At 60.8% G+C, this 25,113-nt stretch carries 17 protein-coding genes and 1 pseudogene; 15 read left to right on the top strand and 3 right to left on the bottom strand.

Features of this window, described 5'->3' with window-relative positions:
* The first annotated feature begins 24 nt into the window (after positions 1 to 24).
* The 11 genes and pseudogenes from dppB (at position 25) to ACOI7Z_RS13565 (ending at position 15,894) form a co-directional block, all read left to right on the top strand.
* Complete coding sequence (gene dppB, locus ACOI7Z_RS13515; protein ID WP_002921786.1) at positions 25 to 1,044, top strand: dipeptide ABC transporter permease DppB; 1,020 nt, start codon at positions 25 to 27, stop codon at positions 1,042 to 1,044.
* Between the two features lie 9 nt (positions 1,045 to 1,053).
* Positions 1,054 to 1,956, top strand: a complete 903-nt coding sequence (dppC, locus tag ACOI7Z_RS13520) for a dipeptide ABC transporter permease DppC (RefSeq protein ID WP_065882873.1) — start codon at positions 1,054 to 1,056, stop codon at positions 1,954 to 1,956.
* A gap of 10 nt (positions 1,957 to 1,966) precedes the next feature.
* Positions 1,967 to 2,950 carry a dipeptide ABC transporter ATP-binding protein gene (gene dppD / locus ACOI7Z_RS13525; protein WP_023291308.1) on the top strand — a complete coding sequence of 328 codons (984 nt, stop codon included), beginning with the start codon at positions 1,967 to 1,969 and terminating at the stop codon, positions 2,948 to 2,950.
* Complete coding sequence (dppF, locus tag ACOI7Z_RS13530; RefSeq protein WP_023291307.1) at positions 2,947 to 3,960, top strand: dipeptide ABC transporter ATP-binding subunit DppF; 1,014 nt, start codon at positions 2,947 to 2,949, stop codon at positions 3,958 to 3,960. Before dppD ends, dppF begins: the two co-directional genes overlap by 4 nt.
* A 514-nt stretch (positions 3,961 to 4,474) precedes the next feature.
* Entirely contained in the window at positions 4,475 to 5,005 is a 531-nt protein-coding gene (locus ACOI7Z_RS13535; protein ID WP_137916306.1) for a cellulose biosynthesis protein BcsO, read from the top strand.
* A gap of 1 nt (position 5,006) precedes the next feature.
* A pseudogene (locus ACOI7Z_RS13540) lies at positions 5,007 to 5,799 on the top strand (cellulose synthase operon protein YhjQ/BcsQ).
* A 19-nt stretch (positions 5,800 to 5,818) separates the two neighbouring features.
* On the top strand, positions 5,819 to 7,930 hold the full coding sequence (gene bcsA / locus ACOI7Z_RS13545; RefSeq protein ID WP_101978224.1) for a UDP-forming cellulose synthase catalytic subunit: 2,112 nt from the start codon (positions 5,819 to 5,821) through the stop codon (positions 7,928 to 7,930).
* A complete protein-coding gene (gene bcsB / locus ACOI7Z_RS13550; RefSeq protein WP_101978225.1) occupies positions 7,927 to 10,356 on the top strand; it encodes a cellulose biosynthesis cyclic di-GMP-binding regulatory protein BcsB in 2,430 nt (809 codons plus the stop codon). Before bcsA (ACOI7Z_RS13545) ends, bcsB (ACOI7Z_RS13550) begins: the two co-directional genes overlap by 4 nt.
* Positions 10,353 to 14,405 (top strand): cellulose biosynthesis protein BcsC, encoded by a 4,053-nt coding sequence (locus tag ACOI7Z_RS13555; RefSeq protein WP_072422194.1) that lies wholly within the window; start codon positions 10,353 to 10,355, stop codon positions 14,403 to 14,405. The genes bcsB (ACOI7Z_RS13550) and ACOI7Z_RS13555 overlap by 4 nt, the downstream gene beginning before the upstream one ends.
* Positions 14,405 to 14,881, top strand: a complete 477-nt coding sequence (gene bcsD, locus ACOI7Z_RS13560; RefSeq protein ID WP_004204979.1) for a cellulose biosynthesis protein BcsD — start codon at positions 14,405 to 14,407, stop codon at positions 14,879 to 14,881. The genes ACOI7Z_RS13555 and bcsD overlap by 1 nt, the downstream gene beginning before the upstream one ends.
* Positions 14,882 to 14,892: 11 nt before the next feature.
* Positions 14,893 to 15,894, top strand: a complete 1,002-nt coding sequence (locus ACOI7Z_RS13565; RefSeq protein WP_137916305.1) for a glycosyl hydrolase family 8 — start codon at positions 14,893 to 14,895, stop codon at positions 15,892 to 15,894.
* 106 nt (positions 15,895 to 16,000) lie between these two features.
* Here the strand turns inward: ACOI7Z_RS13565 and bcsG are convergent, their stop codons facing one another.
* The 3 genes from bcsG to bcsE are packed head-to-tail and all read right to left on the bottom strand — an operon-like array spanning position 16,001 to position 19,433.
* Entirely contained in the window at positions 16,001 to 17,686 is a 1,686-nt protein-coding gene (bcsG, locus tag ACOI7Z_RS13570) for a cellulose biosynthesis protein BcsG (RefSeq protein WP_137916304.1), read from the bottom strand.
* Complete coding sequence (bcsF, locus tag ACOI7Z_RS13575) at positions 17,683 to 17,880, bottom strand: cellulose biosynthesis protein BcsF (protein ID WP_004204976.1); 198 nt, start codon at positions 17,878 to 17,880, stop codon at positions 17,683 to 17,685. The genes bcsG and bcsF overlap by 4 nt, the downstream gene beginning before the upstream one ends.
* Positions 17,880 to 19,433 carry a cellulose biosynthesis protein BcsE gene (gene bcsE, locus ACOI7Z_RS13580; RefSeq protein WP_101993034.1) on the bottom strand — a complete coding sequence of 518 codons (1,554 nt, stop codon included), beginning with the start codon at positions 19,431 to 19,433 and terminating at the stop codon, positions 17,880 to 17,882. Before bcsE ends, bcsF begins: the two co-directional genes overlap by 1 nt.
* A 169-nt stretch (positions 19,434 to 19,602) precedes the next feature.
* On the opposite strand from bcsE, the gene bcsR reads away from it, so the two are divergent.
* From bcsR to bcsB (ACOI7Z_RS13600), 4 genes are read left to right on the top strand one after another with little or no spacing between them, the layout of a single operon-like run.
* A complete protein-coding gene (gene bcsR / locus ACOI7Z_RS13585) occupies positions 19,603 to 19,791 on the top strand; it encodes a cellulose biosynthesis protein BcsR (RefSeq protein ID WP_023291297.1) in 189 nt (62 codons plus the stop codon).
* Positions 19,792 to 19,802: 11 nt separating this feature from the next.
* Positions 19,803 to 20,534 (top strand): cellulose biosynthesis protein BcsQ, encoded by a 732-nt coding sequence (bcsQ, locus tag ACOI7Z_RS13590; protein ID WP_023291296.1) that lies wholly within the window; start codon positions 19,803 to 19,805, stop codon positions 20,532 to 20,534.
* Entirely contained in the window at positions 20,531 to 23,149 is a 2,619-nt protein-coding gene (gene bcsA / locus ACOI7Z_RS13595; protein ID WP_023291295.1) for a UDP-forming cellulose synthase catalytic subunit, read from the top strand. The genes bcsQ and bcsA (ACOI7Z_RS13595) overlap by 4 nt, the downstream gene beginning before the upstream one ends.
* A gap of 10 nt (positions 23,150 to 23,159) precedes the next feature.
* Positions 23,160 to 25,112 (top strand): cellulose biosynthesis cyclic di-GMP-binding regulatory protein BcsB, encoded by a 1,953-nt coding sequence (bcsB, locus tag ACOI7Z_RS13600; protein WP_420702301.1) that lies wholly within the window; start codon positions 23,160 to 23,162, stop codon positions 25,110 to 25,112.
* Position 25,113 lies beyond the last annotated feature (1 nt).

Raw genomic sequence — 25,113 nt, forward strand, 5'->3', positions numbered from 1 at the left:
GCGTCACTAGAGAGAATCCGGGTTATGTTGCAGTTTATTCTCCGACGTCTGGGACTTGTCATCCCGACATTTATCGGTATCACCCTTCTCACCTTTGCCTTCGTCCATATGATCCCCGGCGATCCGGTGATGATTATGGCGGGCGAACGTGGTATTTCCCCCGAACGTCACGCGCAGCTGCTGGCCGAAATGGGCCTTGATAAGCCGCTGTGGCAGCAATATGCCCACTATATCTGGGGCGTGCTGCACGGCGATTTAGGCATCTCGCTGAAAAGCCGCATTCCCGTGTGGCAGGAGTTTGTCCCACGCTTTAAAGCCACCCTTGAGCTGGGCGTCTGCGCGATGATCTTCGCCGTCGCCGTCGGCATTCCGGTGGGCGTGCTGGCTGCGGTAAAACGCGGCTCCATCTTTGACCACACCGCGGTGGGCCTGGCGCTGACCGGCTACTCGATGCCTATCTTCTGGTGGGGCATGATGTTGATTATGCTGGTTTCGGTACAGCTGAACCTGACGCCGGTCTCCGGGCGCATCAGCGATACGGTGTTCCTTGACGATACCCTGCCGCTGACCGGCTTTATGCTGATCGACACCGCCATCTGGGGCGAGCAGGGCGACTTTATTGACGCCTTAATGCATATGATCCTGCCCGCCATCGTGCTGGGCACCATTCCGCTGGCGGTGATCGTGCGTATGACCCGGTCGTCGATGCTGGAAGTGCTCGGCGAAGACTACATCCGTACCGCGCGCGCCAAAGGCCTGACCCGGATGCGGGTGATTGTGATCCACGCGCTGCGTAACGCGATGCTGCCGGTGGTCACGGTGATTGGCCTGCAGGTGGGCACGCTGCTGGCGGGCGCCATCCTGACGGAAACCATTTTCTCATGGCCTGGTTTAGGCCGCTGGCTGATCGACGCGCTGCAGCGTCGCGATTATCCGGTGGTGCAGGGCGGGGTGCTGCTGGTGGCGACGATGATTATCCTCGTCAACCTGCTGGTCGACCTGCTGTACGGCGTGGTGAACCCGCGTATCCGGCATAAGAAGTAAGGGGCCATCATGTCACAAGTTACTGAAAATAAAGTTATCACTGCGCCGGTGCCCATGACCCCGCTGCAGGAGTTCTGGCACTATTTCAAGCGCAATAAAGGGGCGGTGGTTGGTCTGGTGTACGTGGCGGTGATGATCATTATCGCCGTGTTCGCCAACTTCCTCGCCCCGTATAACCCGGCGGATCAGTTCCGTGATTCGCTGCTGGCGCCCCCGTTCTGGCAGGAGGGCGGCAGCCTGGCGCATCTGCTCGGCACCGACGACGTGGGCCGCGATATTCTGTCTCGCCTGATGTATGGCGCGCGCCTGTCGCTGTTGGTGGGCTGCCTGGTGGTGGTCCTGTCGCTGATCCTTGGCGTGGTGCTCGGCCTGGTGGCGGGCTATTTCGGCGGGGTGGTGGATTCGGTCATCATGCGCGTCGTCGATATTATGCTGGCGCTGCCGAGTCTGCTGCTGGCGCTGGTGCTGGTGGCTATCTTCGGGCCCTCCATCGTTAACGCCTCGCTGGCGCTCACCTTCGTGGCGCTCCCGCACTATGTGCGTCTGACGCGCGCGGCGGTGCTGGTGGAGGTCAACCGCGACTACGTGACCGCCTCCCGCGTGGCGGGCGCCGGGGCGATGCGCCAGATGTTCGTCAATATTCTGCCTAACTGTCTCGCGCCGCTGATCGTTCAGGCGTCGCTGGGCTTCTCTAACGCCATTCTCGACATGGCCGCGCTGGGGTTCCTCGGCATGGGCGCGCAGCCGCCGACGCCGGAGTGGGGCACCATGCTCTCCGACGTATTGCAGTTCGCACAGAGCGCCTGGTGGGTGGTGACCTTCCCGGGCGTGGCGATCCTGCTGACGGTGCTGGCATTTAACCTGATGGGTGACGGTCTGCGTGACGCGCTCGATCCCAAACTGAAGCAGTAAGAGGTTCGAGATGGCGTTATTGAATGTAGATAAATTATCGGTGCATTTCGGCGATGAAAACGCGCCGTTCCGCGCCGTGGACCGCATCAGCTATAGCGTGAAGCAGGGCGAAGTGGTCGGCATCGTCGGGGAGTCTGGATCCGGTAAATCCGTCAGCTCGCTGGCGATTATGGGCCTGATTGATTACCCCGGCCGGGTGATGGCGGACAAACTGGAGTTTAACGGCCGCGATCTGCAGCGCATCTCTGAAAAAGAGCGGCGCCAGCTGGTGGGGGCGGAGGTGGCGATGATCTTCCAGGATCCGATGACCAGCCTCAATCCGTGCTATACCGTCGGCTACCAGATTATGGAAGCGATTAAAGTCCATCAGGGCGGCAATAAGCAAACCCGCCGCCAGCGGGCCATCGACCTGCTGAACCTGGTGGGCATTCCCGATCCGGCGTCGCGGCTGGACGTCTATCCGCATCAGCTTTCCGGCGGGATGAGCCAGCGCGTGATGATCGCGATGGCGATTGCCTGTCGGCCAAAACTGCTGATTGCCGATGAACCGACCACCGCGCTGGACGTGACCATTCAGGCGCAGATCATCGAGCTGCTGCTGGATCTGCAGCAGCAGGAGAATATGGCGCTGGTGCTGATCACCCACGACCTGGCGCTGGTGGCCGAGGCCGCGCATAAAATTATCGTTATGTATGCCGGTCAGGTGGTGGAGACTGGCGATGCGAAGGATATTTTCCGCGCGCCGCGTCATCCATACACCCAGGCGCTGCTGCGCGCGCTGCCGGAGTTCGCCCAGGATAAAGCGCGTCTGGCGTCGCTGCCGGGCGTGGTGCCGGGGAAATATGACCGTCCCAACGGCTGCCTGCTGAACCCGCGCTGCCCCTATGCTACGGATAAATGTCGTAGCGAAGAGCCGGCGCTCGCGGATCTCACTGGCGGCCGCCAGTCTAAATGTCACTACCCACTCGATGATGCCGGGAGGCCTGGATTATGAGTACGCAAAAGGCCGCCACGCCACAACCGCTGTTGCAGGCCATTGATCTGAAAAAACACTACCCGGTGAAGAAGGGGTTATTCGCCCCGGAACGGCTGGTGAAGGCGCTGGACGGCGTCTCCTTTACCCTTGAGCGCGGTAAAACGCTGGCGGTGGTGGGGGAGTCGGGCTGCGGTAAATCGACCCTCGGTCGTCTGCTGACGATGATTGAAATTCCCACCGGCGGCGAGCTCTATTATCAGGGGCAGGATCTGCTTAAGCACGACCCGCAGGCGCAGAAGCTGCGGCGGCAAAAAATCCAGATTGTGTTCCAGAACCCCTACGGTTCTCTGAACCCGCGTAAAAAAGTGGGGCAGATTCTGGAAGAGCCGCTGCTGATTAACAGCAGCCTGAGCAAAGAGCAGCGCCGCGAAAAAGCGCTGGCGATGATGGCGAAAGTGGGCCTGAAAACAGAGCATTACGATCGCTACCCGCATATGTTCTCCGGCGGTCAGCGCCAGCGTATCGCCATTGCCCGCGGGCTGATGCTCGATCCGGACGTGGTGATTGCCGATGAGCCGGTCTCCGCGCTGGACGTTTCGGTACGCGCTCAGGTGCTGAACCTGATGATGGATCTGCAGCAGGATTTAGGGCTGTCCTACGTGTTTATCTCCCACGACCTGTCGGTCGTCGAGCATATCGCTGATGAAGTGATGGTGATGTATCTCGGCCGCTGCGTGGAGAAGGGCACCAAGGAGCAGATCTTTAACAATCCGCGTCATCCATACACCCAGGCGCTGTTGTCGGCGACGCCGCGTCTGAACCCGGACGACCGTCGCGAGCGGATTAAGCTGACCGGCGAGCTGCCGAGCCCGCTGAATCCGCCGCCGGGCTGCGCCTTCAACGCGCGCTGCCGCCGGCGCTTCGGCCCCTGCACCCAGCTTCAGCCGCAGCTGAAGGATTACGGCGGCCAGCTGGTGGCCTGCTTTGCCGTCGACCAGGATGAGAATCCGCAAAAGCCCCACGCCTGATGGCACGCTCCCGGTCCGATGACCGGGAGCTTCTCTCCCGCCGGAGATGAAATCCGACGATATCGCCTTTTATCGCAGTGAATGCCATGCTCTCGGAGCATTCTTCGTCGATTATCCGAAAAAATAAGACTTTCAGTCCATTTTTATAGAATTTAAGAGAAATTAAAATGGTTCAGGTTTATTCTTTCGCTTATCTGACGCTATGATTCTATCATCGCGAAATACCTTTATATAAAAACGAATGGGAAGCGCGGTGGTTGCGGGGCTTGAGGATGTACGCATACCTAAAAAATGGGGCTATTCTTCTCAAAGGGAAATGTTAGTGTAGCGATACTTCTGCCGTGGAATCACACCGAAAATCAAAATCTAAACTATTATAACCCTGTCAATCGTGTGTATTGGTACGTCTCCACCGGCGCTTTTTCTGCCATACCAGAGACGTTACGATATTTTAAATATACTCAGAAAATAACAACAAACTTAATATGAAATTTTTAAAATCATGAGGTTATCAATGAACCATTATGATGATCTGCAGCGCTTTCAGGAAAAAACGCGGACGCAAAACCTCAACTTTCAGGATCTTTCATCGCAAGCCGCCACGCGGGAGCATGGAGACTGGGCGATTCTCAATCAGCTGAATCCCGGTGCAGAGAAACCCTCTTCCCTGGCGCTGGGAGGCTCGGTCTCCGCGCCGTTGCCGCAGTCGGTGCCTGCGGATCTGTTCCGCCAGGTAGAGGCGGCCGTCGCAGCGGCGCCAGCCTCTGATCCTGTTGCGTTTGCCGCGCCAGCGGCCCCGCAGCCGGTCGTGGAGACCGCCGCAGCCGCGCCGGAGCCGGTCAGGCAGGAGCCTGCGGTGGCCCCTGCGCCTCCCATCCCGGCGCCTGAACCGGCAATGGCTCCGCCGCCGAGAATGGCCCCCCGACCCGCGCCCGCCGCCGAGAACTATGCCCACCTGTTCGCGGCGAAAAGCGCAGAGCCGGTGGCGAAAAATAAAGACCAGCCTTTGAAATCACTTCTGGAAAGGATCGCAACATGCCGTTGATTTGCGTCTGTTCACCGAAAGGTGGCGTAGGGAAAACGACCCTGGCGGCCAATTTAGCCTATGCGCTGGCGCGGACCGGCAGCAAAGTTCTGGCGCTGGATTTTGACGTCCAGAACGCTCTGCGTTTGCATTTTGGCGTGCCGCTGAACGATGAGCGCGGCTACGTGGCGAAGGCGCTGGAAATGCACGACTGGAGCCAGTGCGTGCTGAGCGCCGGCAGCAATATTTTCGTCCTGCCGTATGGCGAAGTGAGCGAAGCGCAGCGTCAGGCGTTTGATGAGCAGCTGACTCACAACGACCATTTTCTCCAGCGCGGTCTCTCCGCGCTGCTGAATTATCCCGGGCTGATCACCATCGCCGATATGCCGCCAGGGCCTTCGCCGGCGCTAAAGGCGCTGACGGGTCTGGCGGACCTGCATCTGATCCCGCTGCTGGCGGATACCGCCTCGATGTCGACCCTGGCGCACGTGGAAAAACAGCGCCTGACCGGCGCGGCGCTGAATCACAAGCATGGGCACTATTTCGTCATTAACCAAAGCGATAGCCGTCGCCAGGTCAGCCGGGACGTCACCAGCCTGATGGAAGAAAAACTGGGCGAACGACTGCTTGGCATTGTCCATCGTGATGAAAGCGTGGTGGAGGCCAATGCGTCGCAGAAGTCGATTCTGGACTTTAACGCCTCCTCGGCAGCGGCCTTCGATATTGAAATTATTGCTAAAAAAATATCTTCGCTGTTGGGTATCCATATTGGCGATGGCACGGTGCACAGCCAGCCACGCATGTCAGGGCTTTAACTTATTGCAGGGCTGCTGAATGAAAAAATCTCTTTTTTGGTTGCTGGCGCTGGTGCTCTCTCCGGTCGCCGTGCTGGTAGTGATCACGCCGATGGACAGCCAGAAGCAGTACATCTTTGGTCTGCTGAGCATTGGTATTCTGTTTCTGATGGGTTTCAGCAAACGGCGCAGCATCTCGGTGATTATGGTCGTCACTTCGCTGCTGATGTCCACCCGTTACATGTATTTTCGCCTCACGCAGACCCTGCACTTCAACTCAGCCATTGAAACCATTCTCGGCATGGGGCTCTTTCTGGCGGAAGTCTATATCTGGGTGATGCTGCTGCTTAACTATCTGCAGACGGTCTGGCCGCTGAAGCGCGGCATTGTTCCGCTGCCGGATGATATGAGTAAGTGGCCGACGGTCGATATCTATATTCCGAGCTATAACGAACCGCTGGAGGTGGTGCGTGACACCGTCCTTGCGGCACAATGTATTGATTATCCAAAAGATAAAATGAAAATCTATCTTCTGGATGACGGTAAGCGCAGCGAGTTTGCCGTGTTCGCCGCCGACGTCGGGGTGGGCTATATCACCCGCAACGACAACAAGCACGCCAAAGCGGGGAACCTTAACCACGCGCTGACCCTGACCCAGGGAGAGCTTATCTGCGTCTTCGACTGCGACCACGTCGCCACGCGCGTGTTTCTGCAGGCCACCGTCGGCGGCTTTCTGAAAGATCCGATGCTGGCGCTGGTGCAGACGCCGCACTACTTCTATTCCCCGGATCCGTTCGAGCGCAACCTCTCCGTCGGGCGCAATATCCCGAACGAAGGGATGCTGTTCTATGGCCCGATTCAGCAGGGCAATGATAACTGGAACGCCACCTTTTTCTGCGGCTCCTGCGCGGTGATCCGCCGCGAGGCGCTGGCGCAGATCGGCGGTTTCGCCGTCGAAACGGTCACCGAGGACGCCCATACGGCGCTCAAGTTCCAGCGCCTTGGGTGGAAATCGGCCTTTCTCGATATTCCGCTGGCGGCTGGCCTCGCCACCGAGCGCCTGGTGGTGCACGTTATCCAGCGTACTCGCTGGGCGCGCGGGATGACGCAGATTTTTCGCGTTGATAACCCGCTGTTTGGCCGCGGGCTGACCTTCCAGCAGCGCTTGTGCTATCTCAGCGCCATGCTCTACTACCAGTTCGCGCTTCCGAGGGTGGTGTTTGTCACCGCCCCGCTGGCTTACCTGCTGTTTAACCTCAATATTATTTACTCATCAGCGAGCCTGATCGTCTCTTATGCGCTGCCGCACCTGTTTCTCGCCATTTACGTCGGTTCGCGAATGAACGGCCGCTATCGCTACAGCTTCTGGGGGGAAATCTACGACATTGTGCTGGCTTTCCACCTGGTGCTGCCGACCCTGGTGACGATGATTTTCCCCAAGCGCGGCAAATTCAACGTCACCGATAAGGGCGGCCTGCTGGACGTCGGCTACTTCGATTTCACCGTGGTGCGCCCGCATCTGGTGGTGGCCTGCCTGCTGGCGCTTGGGGTGATCGTCGGCATCGTCCGGGCGATTGGCCATGACTACTTTGGATCGGACCCCAACGTTATCGCCCTCAACGTCGGATGGGGGATCTACAGTCTGATCTTCCTGCTGGCGGCGATTGCCGTAGCGCGCGAAACGCGGCAGGTGCGCAAAACCATTCGTATCGATGTCGATATTCCGGTGATGATCCATTACGCCAGCGGCATCGTTTCCCGCAGCCATACCGAGGATCTGTCGATGGGCGGCTGCCGCGTGGTGGCGCCGGATACGCGCCATCTGGAGGATGATATCGAAGAGATTGAGCTGATCCTGCAGTCCGGGGCTATTTCGATCCCGGCGCAGCTGGTCACCTCTGACGAGCGCTTCCTGCGCCTCAAGTTTGATGAAGATATTCCGCTTTCGCGCCGCCGTGAACTGGTGCGCGTGGTGCTGGCCCGCGCGGATGCCTGGATTAATCCGCCGCGCCCGCAGGATAACCCGTTCCGCTCCTTCTTCACCATTTTACGCTGCGTGTTCGAACTGTTCTGGCTGACGTGGAAAACCCGTCGCAGCCAGCGCAATCGGGCAACAGTGGCGAAAACGGCGCAGGAGGATGGCACGTTATGAAGCGATTAACGACGCTGGCGCTGCTGGCAGGGATGCTCTCTGCGCCTGCGCTGCACAGTGAAGAACCGGGCGCCGCCGCGCCGCTGAGCTTCCCGCAGCTCAACGGCGCGGCGGACAGCGAGCCAGGCGACGAACCCCCGGCTGCCTCGCCGGAGGAGGGCGCCTCTCCGGCAGCCCCCGCCACCGACGGCGATGCGGCGGCGACGGCCCCTGCGCCTGATATGCCGGACTTACCCCCGCCGGTGAGCGGTACGGCCGCGCCGGAGGTCATTCCTGTCGCCCCGGTCTGGGGAGGCGACCTGAATCTGGCGCAGATGGGGATGCCGGACGGCATTATCCTCAGCGGCGGTCAGCGGCAGGGGGGCGTCAGCTTTACCCTGCCTTCCGATCAGGTGGTGATCCATTCGCAGCTCAGCCTTGCCGTTCGCGTATCGCCGGAAATGGCGAGCCGCAACGCCACCCTGCAGCTGATGCTCAACGGTCAACCGCTCGGCACCCTGCCGTTGGGCGCCGATGGCGAGGATGTCTCCCATTATCAGCTGGATATCCCGCCCGCGCTGATGGTCTCCAGCAATAACCTGAGCGTGAAGATCAACGATGGCGATACCCTGCAGTGCCAGCGTGACATTCATGATTCGTCGCGGGTCACGGTGCTGCCCACGTCGCATTTCAGCTGGGAAAGCCAGCAATTGAACATCAGCGACGATCTGAGCCACTTCCCGCGTCCCTTCTTCGACAGCATGCAGATGACGCCGGCGGACATCGCCGTTTCCTATGGAGCGAAGCCGTCGGCCGACGTCTTCAGCGCCGCGGCGCTGGTCTCCTCCTGGCTGGGTATCCAGGCGGACTATCGCGGCATCGCCTTCAGCGCGCTGCGCGACCGCCTGCCGGAACGCCATGGCATCGTGATTGGCCATCCGGGCGAGCAGGTGGGCGGTATGACGCTGCCGGAAACCGATAAGCCGCTGCTGCGCATCATCGCCAATCCCGCCAATCCGGCCTATAAGCTGCTGTTGATCGTCGGCAAAAACGATACCGCGCTGCGCATGGCAGCCTGGCGGTTAACCCGCGGCAACTTTGCGCCGCAAACCGCGACGCTGGATGTCGAGCCGCAGACCATCCCGGTTGGCAAAGCGTATGATGCCCCGCGCTGGATCCCCACCGATCGTCCGGTCAGGCTCAGCGAACTGCTGCGTAAGGATCAAAGCCCGACCGTCAGCGGCGTCTGGCATGAACCTTTACGTATCGCCTTCCGCGCCGCCCCGGACCTCTATCTGTGGGATGGCGAGACGATCCCGCTGCAGGTTGGCTACCGCTTCCCGTCGGAAAACTGGATCAATGAGGATAAGTCCCTGCTGAGCGTCACGCTCAATGGCACCTTCCTCAACAACCTGCCGATGAACAAGCAGGGGCCGCTGGAGAAAGTCTGGCGCCACCTCGGCGGGGATGCGCGCCAGGAGCGCTTTACCATCCCGCTGGCCCCCTACCTGATCTACGGCGATAACCAGCTGTCGATGTACTTCAATGTGGTGCCGAAGGACGATGTTCCGTGCCAGGTGCTGCTGAATAACAATATCAAGAGCCGCATCACTGACGACTCCTGGATTGATTTGAGCAAGACGCGACACTTCTCGCTGCTGCCAAACCTCTCCTATTTCGTCGGCGCCTCGTTCCCCTTCTCGCGGCTGGCGGACTATTCGCAAACGACGCTCCTGCTGCCGGCGGAACCGTCTGAGACCCAGGTGGCGACCCTGCTGAATCTGGCCGCGCGCTCCGGGAATGCGACCGGCACCGCGCTGGCGAATAACCGCGTCGTTCTCGGGATGCCCACCGGCGGCGGGGATTTGCAGTCGCTGCGCGAACGTGACGTGCTGGCGGTCACCGCTCTCGATCAGCAGGCCTTCAACCAGAGCCTGCTGGCCGATTCACCCTACCGCCCGGTGGATAATGTGCTGAGCGTCCGCGAGCCCGATCTGTGGCAAAAAGCGCAGCGCCGGCTCACCGGCGACTGGACCTCCGCCAGCCTCGACGCCGATCGCTACTTCTCGTCCAGCAGCGCCTGGCGCGGGTTTATCAGCTATCGTTCGCCGTGGAACCCCGCCCGGCTGGTGGTGGTGGCGATGGCCAGCAATGATGATCAGCTGGCGCGACTGAAAAACGATTTGGACTCACCGCGCATCAACGCCGGGATCCGTGGCGATACCGCGGTGATCACCAGCGATAACGGGGTGCGCAGTTTCCAGGTGAGTACGCCGTTCCCCAGCGGTCAGATGCCGTGGTACATGATGGCGGTCTGGTATGCCAGCCAGCACTCCGGTTTCCTCGCCCTGCTGGGGCTGATTGCCACCTCGATAATGGGACTGGCGCTGACCGCGATGTTTAAACGTCACGCCCGTAAGCGTCTGGGTTCGGGGGATAACCAATGAAAAGAAAGATAACGATAACGATGAAAAGCTCCCGGCGGCTCACCACATTCTGCCTCACCGGCGCCCTGGCTCTCGGCGCCTCTGGCGGCGCGCTGGCGGCGGGTAACGACGCGGCGCTGCAGGCGCTGTTCGCCCAGGCCAACTATTGGCATGAGAAATCCCATGACGAGCTGGCGATGGAGTCCCTGCAGAAGGTGCTCTCGGTGGATGCCAACAACACCCAGGCGCTGTATCTGATGGCGCTCTGGTCGCAGCAGGGCGGCGATATGCAGGCGGCGGCGCAGTGGCGCGCGCGGCTGGCGAAAGCGGCGCCGGATAGCCCGGGTCTGCAGGATCTGGACAACGCCAAAAAGATGTCGCAGGTGCCGCAGGGCCAGCTCAGCCTTGCCCGCCAGCAGGCGCGCGGCGGCAATATCCCCGGGGCGCTGGCGACCTGGCGCAGCATGTTCAATGGCAATACGCCGCCTGCCGGGCTGGCGGCAGAATATTACCTGACCATGGCCAGCGACAAATCGCTTTATCCGCAGGCCATCAGCGAACTGCGGCAGTACGTGGCGCAGCATCCGCAGGAGAACGCCCCGCGGGTGGCGCTGGGCAAAGCGTTAACCTGGCGGGAAGAGACCCGTCGGGAAGGGATCGCCCTGCTCGAGCCGATGGCCAGCGGCAATAAAGAGGCGGACAGCGGCTTGCGTCAGGCCTTGCTCTGGCTGGGCCCGCAGGCCGGGGATGAGCAGTATTACGATACCTGGATGCAGCGGCATCCGCAGGATAGCGAAGTTCAGAACTACTTTCGTGAACGGCGCAGCGGTCAGGCGCGCGGCCAGGGCTACGCCAATCTCAACAGCGGCAATACCGCTGCCGCGAAACAGCAGTTTGAAGAGGTATTGCAGACCAACCCGCAGGATGCCGATGCGCTGGCGGGCATGGGCTATATCGCCCAGCGCAGCGGCGACTACCAGGCCGCGTCACAATATCTGAGCCGGGCGGCGGATCTCGGCGGCGACGCTTCGGCGACCCGCCGTCAGCAGGCGGCCGATGCCCTGTTCTACGGCCAGCTGGCGCAGGCCCAGCAGGCCTATAAGCAGGGCAATATCAGCCAGGCGCTGGCGCTCTCCGCGCCGCTGGCGCAGCAGAGCGGGGCGCGGGGCGCCTCGGCGAAGCTGTTTCGCGCCGATGTGCTGCGGCATAACAAAGATTTACCCCAGGCCGAGCAAACGCTGCGCTCACTGTTAAACGACGATCCACAGAATGCGGCAGCGCGGGAAAACCTCTACTACGTGCTGCGCGAGCAGAATAAATCCGCCGAGGCGCAGGCGATGCTGCAGACGCTGCCGCAGAGTCTGCAGCAAAAACTGCAGCCGCGAGTGGTGGCCGGCGTCCCGGGCGACGCTCTGCGCCGCCAGGCCCAGGCGCAGGTCAGCAGCGGTAACCCAGCCGGCGCCATTGCCACCCTGCGCCAGGGCGTCGCCCGCTATCCGGACGATCCCTGGCTGCGTCTCGATCTGGCCCGACTGCTGCAAAAATCGGGTAACGCCAGCGAGGCCTCTTCGCTGATGTCGGCGGCCTATCGCCCCGGCGCCAGCAACAGCGCGCTGTATGCCGCCGCGCTGTTCGCCAGCGAAAACGGCGCCTGGCAGCAGGCGCAGACGCTGCTGTCGCGCATTCCCGGCGGCAGCCAGACCAGCGACATGCGCGATTTACGTCAGCGGGTGAACTACAACCTGCAGCTGGTGACGGCCGAAAACTACCTGGCGCAGGGCAATACCATCGCCGCCAGCAATACCCTGCGGGCGATGGCCTCTACGCCGCCGAAAGCCCCGGCGGACGCCGGCAAGCTGGCGCGGCTGCTGGCCGAGAGCGGCGATCTGACCACCGCGGTATCGCTGGTGCGCAACAATATCAGCGGCGGGGTGTCCGGCAACGCCGGCGATTACGCCGATCAGATCGCCGTCCTGAACCAGGCCGGGCTGACCGGCGAGGCGCAGAACCTGATCAGCAATCCGCAGCTGCAGGCCAGCAGTACGCCGACGCAGCTGGCGAGCATTCGCAATGGCTATGTGATCAACGAGGCCGATCGCCTGCGCGAGCAGGGCAATTACGCCGCGGCGTATGACAAGCTGATCCGCGCCATGCAAAGCGATCCGCAAAACACCGATCTGATGTTCGCCATGGCGCGGCTGTACCAGAGCGGCAAAATGAACAAAGAGGCCGGGGTGGTCTATGACTACCTGATGACGCGCGATACGCCGAACCAGGATGCGCGCGCCGGGGCCATCGACGTGGCGCTGTCGGCGGGGAACAACGATCGCGCTGAACAGCTGGCCGGCGGCTTGCGTCAGGATAACTCCCCGGATCGCCTGCTGCTGCTGGCGAGAGTGGCGGAGGCCCAGGGTCATCATCAGCAGGCGATGACCTACCTGCGCAGCGCCCGCGGCAAACTGCTGGGCATGCAAAGCACCAACAGCAGCGAAACGCCGACCGTCGGCGGGGTGCTTGCGGCGGATAACCCCTTTATCGGCGTGTCGCAAACGTCAGCGCCGACGCGGACGGCCTCCGCCTACGGCCAGTATATGCCGTGGCAGGTCGCCCAGTCGGCCGCCGCGCCCGGCTCCTCGCTGCCGGGGATCCAGCGCACCGATCTGCCGGTGGACACCGCCCAGACGCGGATGCTGCGTCAGGTGGACACCATGATGGAGTCGCTGCAGGAGAAAACCGGCAGCTGGCTGCAGGGGGGAATGGACGTGCGCGGACGCGACGGCGAATCGGGCACCAGCAAGCTGACGGAGCTCAGAACGCCGCTGACCTGGTCCTCCTCGCCGTTTGGCGACTCGCGCTTTGACTTTACCGTCACCCCGGTGTCGTTAAACGCCGGGACCGCCAGCGGCGACGCCTGGCGTCGCTACGGCGCCAACCCGCTGGCCAATGCGGTCTCCAATATGGTGAGTACCGCCACCAGCGAACAGGCGGCGATCGCCGCGATGACCGAGGCGGAGCGGACGGCCTATTTTGCCAGCAATCCGGGCGCGGAGGCGTTAAGCGGCCTCGGCACCCTGAACGCGGCGGATTTCAATCCGACCACCAGCAGCGGGATGGAAAACCTGGCCAAGCTCGGGAGCTATGATTCGGGGCAGGTGGCCAGCTATCTCTCCTCGTCCAGCCGCAAGCCGAACGTTGACCAGACCAGCGGCTCGACCGATTCGCAGAAGGCCAACGGCGTCGAACTGGCGCTGGCGCTAAGCGGCGACGATTACCGGGTCGATATCGGCAGCACGCCGCTGGGCCAGGATCTTAATACCGTTGTCGGCGGGGTGAAATGGTCGCCCAAGCTGACCAACTATCTGTCGCTGATCCTCACCGGCGAACGCCGCTCGCTGACCGACAGCCTGCTTTCTTATGTCGGTCTGAAGGATGCCTATTCCGGGAAAAACTGGGGGCAGGTGACGAAAAACGGCGGCACCCTGCAGCTGAGCTATGACGACGGCGATGCGGGCTTCTACGTTGGCGGCGGCGGATACAGCTATCTCGGACAGAACGTCGCCAGCAACACCAGCATCAATGCCAATGCCGGGGTCTATCTGCGGCCCTATCATGACGAATACCGCCAGCTGCAGGCCGGGTTGAGCATGAGCTATATGGATTACTCCAAAAACCTCAGCTACTTCACCTATGGCCAGGGGGGCTACTTTAGTCCGCAAAACTACGTCAGCGTGTCGCTGCCGGTCAGTCTGACGGAGAAATATGATAACTGGACCATGAAGCTCGGCGGCTCGGTGGGCTACCAGTCTTACAGCCAGGATAAGAGCGCCTATTTCCCGACCAATTCGGAGTGGCAGCAAACCCTGGAGACGGCGGTAAGCAACGGGTTTGCCAAGGAAGCCTACTATTCCGCGACCTCGAAGAGCGGCATCGGCTATACCCTGCGCGCCGGGGCGGATTACAAGGTCAACAAACAGATGACGCTGGGGGGCCAGATTGGCTATGACACCTTCGGGGATTATAACGAAAGCACCGCCGGGCTCTATATTCGCTATATGTTAGGAGATCATTGATGATGACGGAGAACAATAACCCGGTGGTGATGACCTGGTTTCAGCAGCAGCAGACGCCTGCCGGATGGTTCGATCTGTTGATTATTATGGTCGAAGGTATGCTCAATAATGCCGGTGAGCTGGAGAGCCAGCCGTTCCTGCGTCAGATGGGCGCTTCGCTGGCGGAGACCCATCCGCTGCCGGCGTCGGAGACCGTCGGGGAGCTGGAGGCGAATATCAACCGGCTGCTGACCCATTTCCACTGGGGGGTGGTGACCATCGACGTCGGCGAGGATGGCCTGCGCCTGCGCCATCAGGCGTTGCCGGTCAGCCGCGACGACGCGGGGCGCGTGCGCTGGTGCAACGCGTTCTGTGCCATACTCGAGGGGTTATATTCTCGCTGGCTGCAGAGTCAGGGAGGCAGTGCTCACGTGATATTGCAGCGTGAGCGGGTGTTCTCCGTCTCTGACGTTCAGTTTCTTTACTACCATCCATAAAGAGTGAATTTATGCCCCTGCGTGCTTTAGTGGCGGTGATAGTGACAACGGCAGTGATGCTGGTGCCCCGGGCGTGGGCGGATACGGCATGGGAGCGCTATAAGGCCCGTTTTATGATGCCGGACGGTCGTATCATTGATACCGCCAATGGCAATGTGTCGCATACGGAAGGCCAGGGCTTCGCCATGCTCCTGGCGGTGGCGAATAACGATCGCCCGGCGTTCGACAAACTGTGGCAGTGGACGGACAGCACCCTGCGCGACAAGTCTAACGGGCTGTTTTACTGGCGCTATAACCCGGTGGCGCCGGACCCGATCGCCGATAAAAACAACGCCACCGATGGCGATACCCTGATCGCCTGGGCGCTGCTGCGCGCGCAAAAGCAGTGGCAGGACAAGCGCTACGCGACGGCCTCCGATGCCATCACCGCCTCCCTGCTGAAATATACGGTGGTGACTTTCGCCGGTCGCCAGGTGATGCTCCCGGGGGGGAAGGGGTTCAACCGCAACGACCACCTGAACCTTAACCCCTCCTATTTCATCTTCCCGGCCTGGCGCGCCTTTGCGGAGCGGACGCACCTGACCGCCTGGCGGACATTGCAGAGTGACGGGCAGGCGCTGCTGGGGCAGATGGGCTGGGGGAAATCGCACCTGCCCAGCGACTGGGTGGCGCTGCGGGCGGATGGCAAGATGCTGCCGGCCAAAGAGTGGCCGCCGCGGATGAGTTTCGATGCGATCCGTATTCCGCTGTATATCTCGTGGGTCGATCCGCATAGCGCCTTGCTCGCGCCATGGAAAGCCTGGATGCAGAGTTACCCGCGTCTGCAAACCCCGGCGTGGATCAACGTTAGCACCAACGAGGTCGCCCCGTGGAATATGGCCGGCGGCCTGCTGGCGGTGCGTGATTTAACGCTTGGCGAACCGCAGGAAGCGCCGCAGATTGACGACAAGGATGATTATTACTCCGCCAGCCTCAAGCTGCTGGTCTGGCTGGCGAAACAGGATCAGCGCTAGCGCGGTGATGGCTTTGCAGGCCTCTCAGCCCGTATGCCTGCGGGCTGAGAGGGAAAAGCAGGAACGTCTCACGATGTCAGGCCGCCAGCATGGGCGGCCTTGTCGCTTATTGCGGATAAGGCACCCAGCTTCCGCCATTCAGCTGGACATACGGCTTGCCCTGATACTGGATAACGATGGCGTTGGCGTTTTCGGACACCGCCGCGCTCTGCGGCAGGTTGGCGACATACTGCTGCCAGTTGACGCTCTCTTCGCTGAACATTTTGCCGTCGAGGGCGCGCACCACCAGCTCCGACACCGCCAGGTAGCTGCTGGGCTGATCGATGATAATCGGCGCGCCTTCATGCGGCGCCTTCATGCCGAAGAATTTCACCGCCGTCGGGACGTTAGTGATCGACGGGCTCGGGATATCCCGCAGGCCAGACACCTGCATCTTATCGCCCTTCAGCGCGCCGCCGTGTTCCGGCACCACCACCACCATCACCTTCCGCCCCGATTTTTCCAGCTCGGTGAAGAAGTTATCCAGGTCGTCAAACAGCTTTTGCGCGCGCACTTTGTAGTCCGCGGTTTTGCTTTGTCCCGGGAAGTGGTTGCCGTCATGCAGCGGCAGGGTGTTATAGAATGTGGCGCTCCGCGGATTGCTGCTGGCCTCTTCGGTCTTCAGCCAGCGGTTGAGGACCGCCAGATCCTCGTACACCGGCGAGCCGTCAAACGCCTGCAGGCTGACCGGCAGACCGCTCTGGTCCATCAGCGGGCTCTGCATGCCGCCCAGTGAACGCAGCTCTTTCAGGAAGTCGCCGAACAGGCCGTTGTGGCCGAGCATCAGCTGCTGGTTGAAGCCGAGTTTCGCCAGGTTTTCAAACAGGTAGCAATCGGCGCCGGACGGCTGATACAGGTTGGTATGCGACAGCTGGCCGCAGCTGGCGCGCAGCAGGCGCACCGCCGCCGGTCCGCTGTAGGAGGTCGCGGAGTTAAAGTTTTTGAAGACGATATCGAAATGCTTCCACAGCGGGTGGTCCATCAGCCCGGCGGCTTCAATATCCGACCAGGAGAGCGAGCAGATATTGATCACCAGCAGGTCAAACGGCTGCGCATCCGCCGGCAGCTGGTCCGGGAACGGCGTCTTGCGCTTCTGCTCGGCGGCATAGAAACCGTTCAGCCAGTTGGTGAGGTTGGCCGAGGTCGGCGGCTCGGTCTGCGGCGGAATATCGCTGCTGGCCGGGCTGGCGGGGCTGGACGCGGCGCCAGCGGCGGCGTTGGTCCCGACGTTGGCCGGCGCGGTGGCGGCGGCGGTGGTGGGCTGATCGGCAGGCCAAATGGTAAAGGCCGGCAGCAACGGGCTGACCGCCTGCCAGACGACCATCGCGGAGACAAACACGGTAACGCGCAGCCACTGGCTGATAAACAGCCATAGCACCAGCAAAACAAAGAAGGCGCCGACCATGCTCCAGTTGATAAAGCGGACAATCAGATCCCAGATATAGCTGGCGCTGAAGCCGGCGATTTGCGAGCCCTGGCTAAGAAGCGTTTCCGGCCCGGGCAGCCAGGTATCATGCCAGAACAGCGCGAAGCCGAGCGGAATGGCGATCCAGTGGCGGATGCGGTGCAGCTTTTCGCGCGGGATCGGCACCAGCAGAAAGGCGAGAAACACCAGGTTCAGCATCGGGTGGAAATTGAGATACCCGGCCCACAGCAGGGCAAATTTGACCAGAAAGTATAAGTTCCAGCCGCCAAGGCCGCGCCAGTACTGCCAGAGCGGAAGCGGTGCCGCGGTCGTTTTTTTATTTGTCATTTATTCGCTTTGCCTTGCTTAACCGTTGTTCCCCGGCGTAATACCCCTGCCGGTTTCACGTAACGGGGTTTAAAGAACATCAATCTTAACGTCGTGCGGATCCGGCGCTGATAGTGGCGCGTCAGGTAGCCCAGCGGAAAAAACAGCAGGGCGCAGAGCACCACCAGTTGCAGAATATCGGCGATAGACATCATCAGGCTTGCTCCTCACGGGTGGTTAACCGGTGTGGTTCGGGATAGCGTCGCCAGTGGCGTCCATCATGGGTGGCGTTGATGGTTTCGTTTTTACCGACCGAGAGGGGCAGCGGCGTGTTCCAGCGCGCCGGCTCGACGCCGCGCATGATCACGATTTCCGAGAGGATCTGTTTGTCTTCAAACCACACCATACGGTTAGAAAAAATATCGCCGGTCGGCAGCGGGAAAATATGATTTAGCGCGGTGTCGAGGTCATTGATTCGGCAAAATGACAAGAACAGCACCAGCCGGTTATTGCCGATGGTCATGATGTCGCCCATCCGGTTGGGTTTGCATAACGTCAGCGCCTGCTCGACGCGCAGCCCCGGCGCCGGGCGCAGGGCCACCATCACGCCTTTGCTGTCGGCCGGCAGCAGGGTATTGGTCATCACGTTGTGCACCGCTTCGCAAAAGGCGTCCCATTTCTGATAGCCCCGCAGCTTTAACGGCTGGCTCCAGGTGAGCAGGGTGGCAAAATCTTCCGGGATACGCCGGGAGAACTTTTGGTTCTGTACGCTTTCAATCAGCGTCAGGCAGCGGGAAAGCGACGCGCTGTTGGGGATCACCAGGCTGGCGCCGCTGCTGAGCAGCAGCCGCTCATCGGTCGCGCGCAGGCTGGGGGTTTGTTCGCGGACAATAATTTTCAGCGCGGTGCCGCGCTGACGACGCAGGGTATGAATATAGCGCCCCAACTGTTCAATTTGCGTATTCTGGGTAATGGAGAAGAGGATCGTCGCCGCCTGCGCAGTGCGCCCGGCGTTGAAGACCTCGTCATTGGTATCGAACAGGGTCCAGTATTCCGAGAGCGGCGGGGCGCCTTCGAGGACGCGCACATGGCTGAGGATCGCTTTTTCGTCGCTACGCGGCTGCACGCTGGTTTCAGCATCCTGCGCTAATCGCCAGCCGGCGTCGTCGTGTTGCACCATCAGCTGCTGCTGGGCGCTGATGCCTTTATCGCTTCCCCACCAGGCAATATCAAAAAGATGGCGGTCGCCCTGGTAGCGAATACTTGCCAGACCGGAAAGGGATCGGTACGCGCGTAATAATGGGGTGAGTTGCCGATCGATATCCTGGGCGGGATTGATCGCTAAGAACGCGCAGCGATGATATTGCGCCCAGCGACTGGTTTTTTCCACCCAGGCGCATAACTTTTCATTATTTATATTTTGCCAGGCATTTTCAGCGCATAGCAGAATAAACAAATAATTGCCAGGCTCGAGGGAGCAGACTAAATCACGATGTATTTCTTCCAGCGCCTCCGGGCGATTCGGCAGGGTAAACAGCGCGATATTATTCGGGCCATGAATGCTATCTAATGAAATGATATCATCAGGTTTATCACCCATGACCAGCGCGGCAACTTTGCTGTTTTTCGCCTGCGCGGCCAGCGTCTGATTAACCAGACTGACGGCATCGGCATAACGGTCAACGTTGAGCCACCATACCCCGCCGACCGGCATATGGCACACTTCATCCCATAATGATGAAATACCCAAAGTAAATACACTATCCACGGCATCCCTCGTGCGCCCTGATTCACACTGGATAAGTTTACTAGCGAAACTGACAGAGTAAACCTAACATTGAAATTAAAGGTCATCAGTTTTAGCATGTACACCTGCTTTTTAAGGATGCGCTGTATACGTCCTCTGGTTTAATAATAAATTTCGAACGGACAGAGATATGCCAGCAAAAGATCCTGTCGTACCCACGGACGCCACGCTGGGGTACACCTTTCAAAATGATTTTTTGGCGCTAAGCCGGGCATTTTCCCTGCCGGATATTGATTATCATGATATTTCGAGGCGTGAACAGCTGAACGCAGCGCTGAAGCGCTGGCCGCTGCTGGCAGAGTTTGCAGAGAAAAAATAAGGAAGCCGGAGATGGCTATTCTGGGGTTACAGGGCGTGCGCGGGGGAACTGGCGTCACGTCCATTACGGCTGCACTCGCCTGGGCGCTGCAATTGCTCGGTGAAAGCGTGCTGGCGATCGACGCCAGCCCGGATAATATGCTGCGCTTTTTTTTCAACACCGATATCCATCATCAGGACGGCTGGGCCCGGTCGCTGCTTGACGGCCGTGACTGGCGCGACGCGGGTCTGCGCTATACGCAACATATCGATCTGCTGCCGTTTGGCCAGCTCAGCGCGGGCGAAAGAGAAAACGTCGACCAGCTGCTGCCCACCCTGGGCGCGATGACGGAGGCGGTGCAGCAGCTGCAGGGCCAGTACCGCTGGCTGCTGCTGGATCTGCCGGCGGGCTATTCGCCGTTGACCCGCGAGCTGCTGACGCTCTGCGACCGCTCGCTGGTGGTGGTCCATCCCGACGCCAACAGCCATATCCGTTTGCACCAGCAGCCCTTTCCGGCCAACAGCGATATTCTGATTAACGATCTGCGGGTCGGCAGCCAGCTGCAGGAAGATCTCTATCAGCTGTGGCTCGAGAGCCAGCCGCGGATCCTGCCGGTGACCATTCACCGCGACGAGGCGATGGCCGAGTGCCTGGCGGCGAAACAGCCCCTTGGGGAGTATCGCCAGGACTCTCTGGCGGCGGAAGAGGTGCTGACCCTGGCGAACTGGTGCCTGATCCACTATGCCGGCGGGAGGCCGGTATGATCCGCCTCAGCACGCTGCTGTTGGCCCCGCCGGTGGGGGAACGGCTGCGCGCGCGCTATGACGACTACCGGCAGCATGGCGCCTCCTGGCTGTCGGCGTCGCTTGGCTGCCTGTGGGCATCGCTGGTCTGGGCGCTCATGCCGCTGGAGACGCCGCGCTGGCAGGCGATTCTGGCGCACCATGACACCTATTTCCCCCATATTAATCCGCACCGGCCACGGCTCCTGGATCCGCTGCGCTATCTGTTGCAATCCCTGTGGCTGCTGGCGACCCGCGTGCCGGAGCCGGAGAAAAAGGTCAACTGGCGTTCGCTGGCGGCGCTGGAAGGGGTGCACGGTCGCTACGCGCAATGGATGGAGAAACTGCCTGAGCAGGTTAACGCCCGCACCCGCCATCTGGATAAACAGAAAGAGCTGGCGCACCTCAATCCTAAACTGCGCCGGGCAATCCTCGGAGTGGTGACCTGCTGCTCGCTGGTGCTGGCGCTGATGTGTATTACGCAGCCCTTTAACCCGCTGTCGCAATTTATCTTCCTGATGCTGCTGTGGGGCGTGGCGCTGCTGGTGCGGCGCATCCCCGGCCGCTTCTCGGCGCTGATGCTGATCGTGCTGTCGCTGACGGTCTCGTGCCGCTATATCTGGTGGCGCTACACCTCGACGCTGAACTGGAACGACCCGGTAAGCCTGGTGTGCGGGATTATTTTGCTGTTCGCCGAAACCTACGCCTGGGTGGTGCTGGTGCTGGGCTACTTCCAGGTGGTCTGGCCGTTGAACCGCCAACCGGTGCCGTTGCCGGAGGACATGGATCTGTGGCCGACGGTGGATATCTTCGTCCCCACCTACAACGAAGATCTCAACGTGGTGAAAAACACCATCTATGCCTCGCAGGGCATCGACTGGCCGAAGGACAAGCTCAACATCTGGATCCTCGACGACGGCGGACGGGAAGCGTTTCGCCAGTTTGCCAAAGATGTCGGGGTGCACTACATCGCCCGTACCAGCCATGAGCACGCCAAGGCCGGTAACATCAACAATGCGCTGAAATACGCCAAAGGGGAGTTTGTCTCGATCTTTGACTGCGACCACGTGCCGACGCGCTCGTTTCTGCAGATGACCATGGGCTGGTTCCTGAAAGAGAAAGAGCTGGCGATGATGCAGACCCCGCACCATTTCTTCTCGCCAGACCCCTTTGAGCGCAACCTTGGCCGTTTTCGCAAAACGCCGAACGAAGGCACCCTGTTCTACGGCCTGGTGCAGGACGGGAACGATATGTGGGACGCCACCTTCTTCTGCGGCTCCTGCGCCGTGATCCGCCGCGGCCCGCTGGACGAGATTGGCGGCATTGCCGTCGAAACGGTGACCGAAGATGCCCACACCTCGCTGCGCCTGCACCGACGCGGCTACACCTCCGCCTATATGCGTATTCCGCAGGCGGCGGGGCTGGCGACGGAGAGTTTGTCGGCGCACATTGGCCAGCGCATCCGCTGGGCGCGCGGCATGGTGCAGATTTTCCGTCTCGATAACCCGCTGTTTGGCAAGGGGCTGAAGCTGGCGCAGCGCGTCTGCTACGCCAACGCCATGCTCCACTTCCTCTCCGGTATTCCGCGCCTCATCTTCCTCACGGCGCCGCTGGCCTTTTTGCTGCTCCATGCCTATATCATTTATGCGCCGGCGCTGATGATCGCGCTGTTCGTGCTGCCGCATATGATCCACGCCAGCCTGACCAACTCGAAGATTCAGGGCAAATACCGCCATTCGTTCTGGAGTGAAATCTACGAGACGGTGCTCGCCTGGTATATCGCGCCGCCCACCTTTGTGGCGTTGATTAACCCGCATAAAGGCAAATTCAACGTCACCGCGAAGGGTGGGCTGGTGGAAGAGGAGTATGTCGACTGGGTGATCTCCCGGCCCTATATCTACCTCGTGCTGCTCAACCTGGTCGGCGTCGCGGTGGGGATCTGGCGCTTTATGTACGGCCCGGAAAACGAAATTCTCACCGTCTGGGTGAGTATTGTCTGGGTGTTCTACAACCTGATTATTCTTGGCGGCGCGGTGGCGGTCTCGGTCGAAAGCAAGCAGGTCCGCCGGTCGCATCGTGTCGAAATGAGCATGCCGGCGGCCATCGCCCGCGATGACGGCCATCTGTTCTCCTGCACCGTTCACGACTATTCCGACGGCGGGCTGGGGATCAAAATTCACAGCGACGCGCAGGTGCTGGAGGGGCAGAACGCCAGGCTGCTGCTCAAACGGGGACAGCAGGAGTATGTCTTCCCGGTGCGGGTCGCGCGGGTAAACGGCAACGAAGTGGGATTGCAGCTGCTGCCGTTGACCAACCAGCAGCATATCGATTTTGTGCAGTGTACGTTTGCCCGCGCCGATACGTGGGCGCTTTGGCAGGATAGCTTCCCGGAAGATAAGCCGATGGAAAGCCTGCTGGATATCCTCAAGCTGGGATTCCGTGGTTACCGTCACCTGGCGGAGTTTTCGCCGCCGTCGGTGAAGGTCATTTTCCGCGCGCTCACCTCGCTGGTGGCATGGATAGTGTCGTTTGTACCCCGACGCCCTGAACGCGCCGCGCCGACGCTCTCCGCAGACCCGGCAATGGCTCAACAATGATGATAATGCGATGAAAAGAAAACTTTCCTGGATGTGTGCAGTAGCGGTGGGCATGTGCAGCTGGTATCCGCTGGCCTCTTACGCGGCGCCGGCCGCCGTGGTGAACCCGGCTCCTGGCGTTCAGCCGCAGGCGGCCACCCCGCCCGCGCCCGCGCCGGTGACGATTGGCGAGCCGACGGCGACCCTCGCCGAACCGACCGCACCGGCGGTGGTCGCCGAGAATATCCCGCAGCGGGAGGTGAAGCTGACCTTTGCCACCATCGCGCCGCCTCCGGGCAGCATTGTGCTGCGCGGCTCACGGCCTGACGCCTCGGTCGAATTCGGCATGCGCAGCGATGAGCTGGTCGCCAACGCGCTGCTCAATCTGGAATATACCCCGTCGCCCTCGCTGCTGCCCGTGCAGTCGCAGCTGAAAGTCTATCTCAACGATGAGCTGATGGGCGTCCTGCCCGTCACCAAAGAGCAGCTGGGGAAAAAGATCCGCGCGCAGCTGCCGATTGACCCGCTGTATATCACCGACTTCAACCGCATACGGCTGGAGTTTGTCGGCCACTATCGCGATGTCTGCGAAAACCCGGCCAGCAGCACGCTGTGGCTGGACGTCGGGCGCGAAAGCTATCTGGATCTCACCTACCAGTCGCTGAAGGTGCATAACGATCTGTCGCACTTCCCGGTGCCGTTCTACGATCCGCGCGACAACCGCCCGCTGACGCTGCCGATGATTTTCCCGGGTTCGCCGGCGGTGGCCCAGCAGCAGGCGGCGGCGATTATCGCCTCATGGTTCGGCAGCAAGGCCGGCTGGCGCGGCCAGCAGTTCCCGGTCTATTTCAACGAACTGCCGGATCGTAACGCCATTGTCTTCGCCACCAACGACAAGCGTCCGGATTTCCTGCGCGATCATCCGCCGGTCAACGCGCCGACCATCGAAATGATCGACAACCCGAACGATCCTTACGTCAAGTTGCTGGTGATTTTCGGCCGCGATGATAAAGACCTGCTGCAGGGGCTGCTGGACGGCAAATCGGAGGTCACCATCCCCGCGCTGCGTCTTGGGGCGGTGAACCAGCTGCGCTTTGACTTCCAGTACATGAACCCGATGCCCGGCGGCTCCATCGACAACTGTATTACCTTCCAGCCGGTGCAGAACCATGTGGTGATCGGCGACGATTCGACCATCGACTTCTCGAAGTATTATCACTTTATTGCGCTGCCGGACCTGCGCGTCTTCGCCAATGCGGGCTTCCCTTACAGCCGAATGGCTGACCTCGCCGACACCCTGGTGGTGGTGCCGAAGGCGCCGACCCAGGGCCAGGTGGCGACGCTGCTGCAGGCGCTGGGCGGCATCGGTTCGCAGACCGGCCTGGCGGCGATTAATCTGCAAATGACCGACGATGGCAACCAGATCAAGAATAAAGACGCGGATCTGCTGCTGATCGGCGCGATCCCTTCGTCTCTCAAGGACGATACCAAAATCAACCTGCTGGTCGAGGCGACCAAAAGCTGGGTGAAAATGCCGATGCGCCACTATGACCTGGCGAGCATTTATCCCGATGACGAGGCCCGCACGCCCAACACCCGCACCGACATCACCTCTTCCGGACCGATGGCGGCGGTGATTGGCTTCCAGTCGCCCTACAACGATCAGCGTAGCGTGGTGGCCCTGCTGGCCGACAGCCCGCGCGGTAATGAATTGTTGACCAACGCCCTCAACGACAGCGGTAAGCGGGCGGCGATGTTTGGCTCGGTGGCGGTGATCCGTGAATCCGGCGTCAACAGCCTGCGGGTGGGCGATGTTTACTATGTTGGCCATCTGCCCTGGTTCGAGCGCATCTGGTTCGCGCTCTCTAACCACCCGATACTGCTGGCGATCTTCGCCGCGGTCAGTATCGTGCTGCTGGCGTGGGTGCTGTGGCGCATGCTGCGCATTATCAGCCGCCGCCGCCTTAGCCTGGATGATGAATAAA

It is taken from the genome of Klebsiella sp. C283 (assembly GCF_048822555.1).
GTDB classification, from domain to species: Bacteria; Pseudomonadota; Gammaproteobacteria; order Enterobacterales; family Enterobacteriaceae; genus Klebsiella; species Klebsiella quasipneumoniae.

What these genes read in the sequence shown, in the direction of transcription:
- dppB (WP_002921786.1), top strand. Translation starts at nt 25, where the DNA reads ATGTTGCAGTTTATTCTCCGACGTCTGGGACTTGTCATCCCGACATTT.
- dppC (WP_065882873.1), top strand. Translation starts at nt 1,054, where the DNA reads ATGTCACAAGTTACTGAAAATAAAGTTATCACTGCGCCGGTGCCCATG.
- dppD (WP_023291308.1), top strand. Translation starts at nt 1,967, where the DNA reads ATGGCGTTATTGAATGTAGATAAATTATCGGTGCATTTCGGCGATGAA.
- dppF (WP_023291307.1), top strand. Translation starts at nt 2,947, where the DNA reads ATGAGTACGCAAAAGGCCGCCACGCCACAACCGCTGTTGCAGGCCATT.
- ACOI7Z_RS13535 (WP_137916306.1), top strand. Translation starts at nt 4,475, where the DNA reads ATGAACCATTATGATGATCTGCAGCGCTTTCAGGAAAAAACGCGGACG.
- bcsA (WP_101978224.1), top strand. Translation starts at nt 5,819, where the DNA reads ATGAAAAAATCTCTTTTTTGGTTGCTGGCGCTGGTGCTCTCTCCGGTC.
- bcsB (WP_101978225.1), top strand. Translation starts at nt 7,927, where the DNA reads ATGAAGCGATTAACGACGCTGGCGCTGCTGGCAGGGATGCTCTCTGCG.
- ACOI7Z_RS13555 (WP_072422194.1), top strand. Translation starts at nt 10,353, where the DNA reads ATGAAAAGAAAGATAACGATAACGATGAAAAGCTCCCGGCGGCTCACC.
- bcsD (WP_004204979.1), top strand. Translation starts at nt 14,405, where the DNA reads ATGATGACGGAGAACAATAACCCGGTGGTGATGACCTGGTTTCAGCAG.
- ACOI7Z_RS13565 (WP_137916305.1), top strand. Translation starts at nt 14,893, where the DNA reads ATGCCCCTGCGTGCTTTAGTGGCGGTGATAGTGACAACGGCAGTGATG.
- bcsG (WP_137916304.1), bottom strand. Translation starts at nt 17,686, where the DNA reads ATGACAAATAAAAAAACGACCGCGGCACCGCTTCCGCTCTGGCAGTAC.
- bcsF (WP_004204976.1), bottom strand. Translation starts at nt 17,880, where the DNA reads ATGATGTCTATCGCCGATATTCTGCAACTGGTGGTGCTCTGCGCCCTG.
- bcsR (WP_023291297.1), top strand. Translation starts at nt 19,603, where the DNA reads ATGCCAGCAAAAGATCCTGTCGTACCCACGGACGCCACGCTGGGGTAC.
- bcsQ (WP_023291296.1), top strand. Translation starts at nt 19,803, where the DNA reads ATGGCTATTCTGGGGTTACAGGGCGTGCGCGGGGGAACTGGCGTCACG.
- bcsA (WP_023291295.1), top strand. Translation starts at nt 20,531, where the DNA reads ATGATCCGCCTCAGCACGCTGCTGTTGGCCCCGCCGGTGGGGGAACGG.
- bcsB (WP_420702301.1), top strand. Translation starts at nt 23,160, where the DNA reads ATGAAAAGAAAACTTTCCTGGATGTGTGCAGTAGCGGTGGGCATGTGC.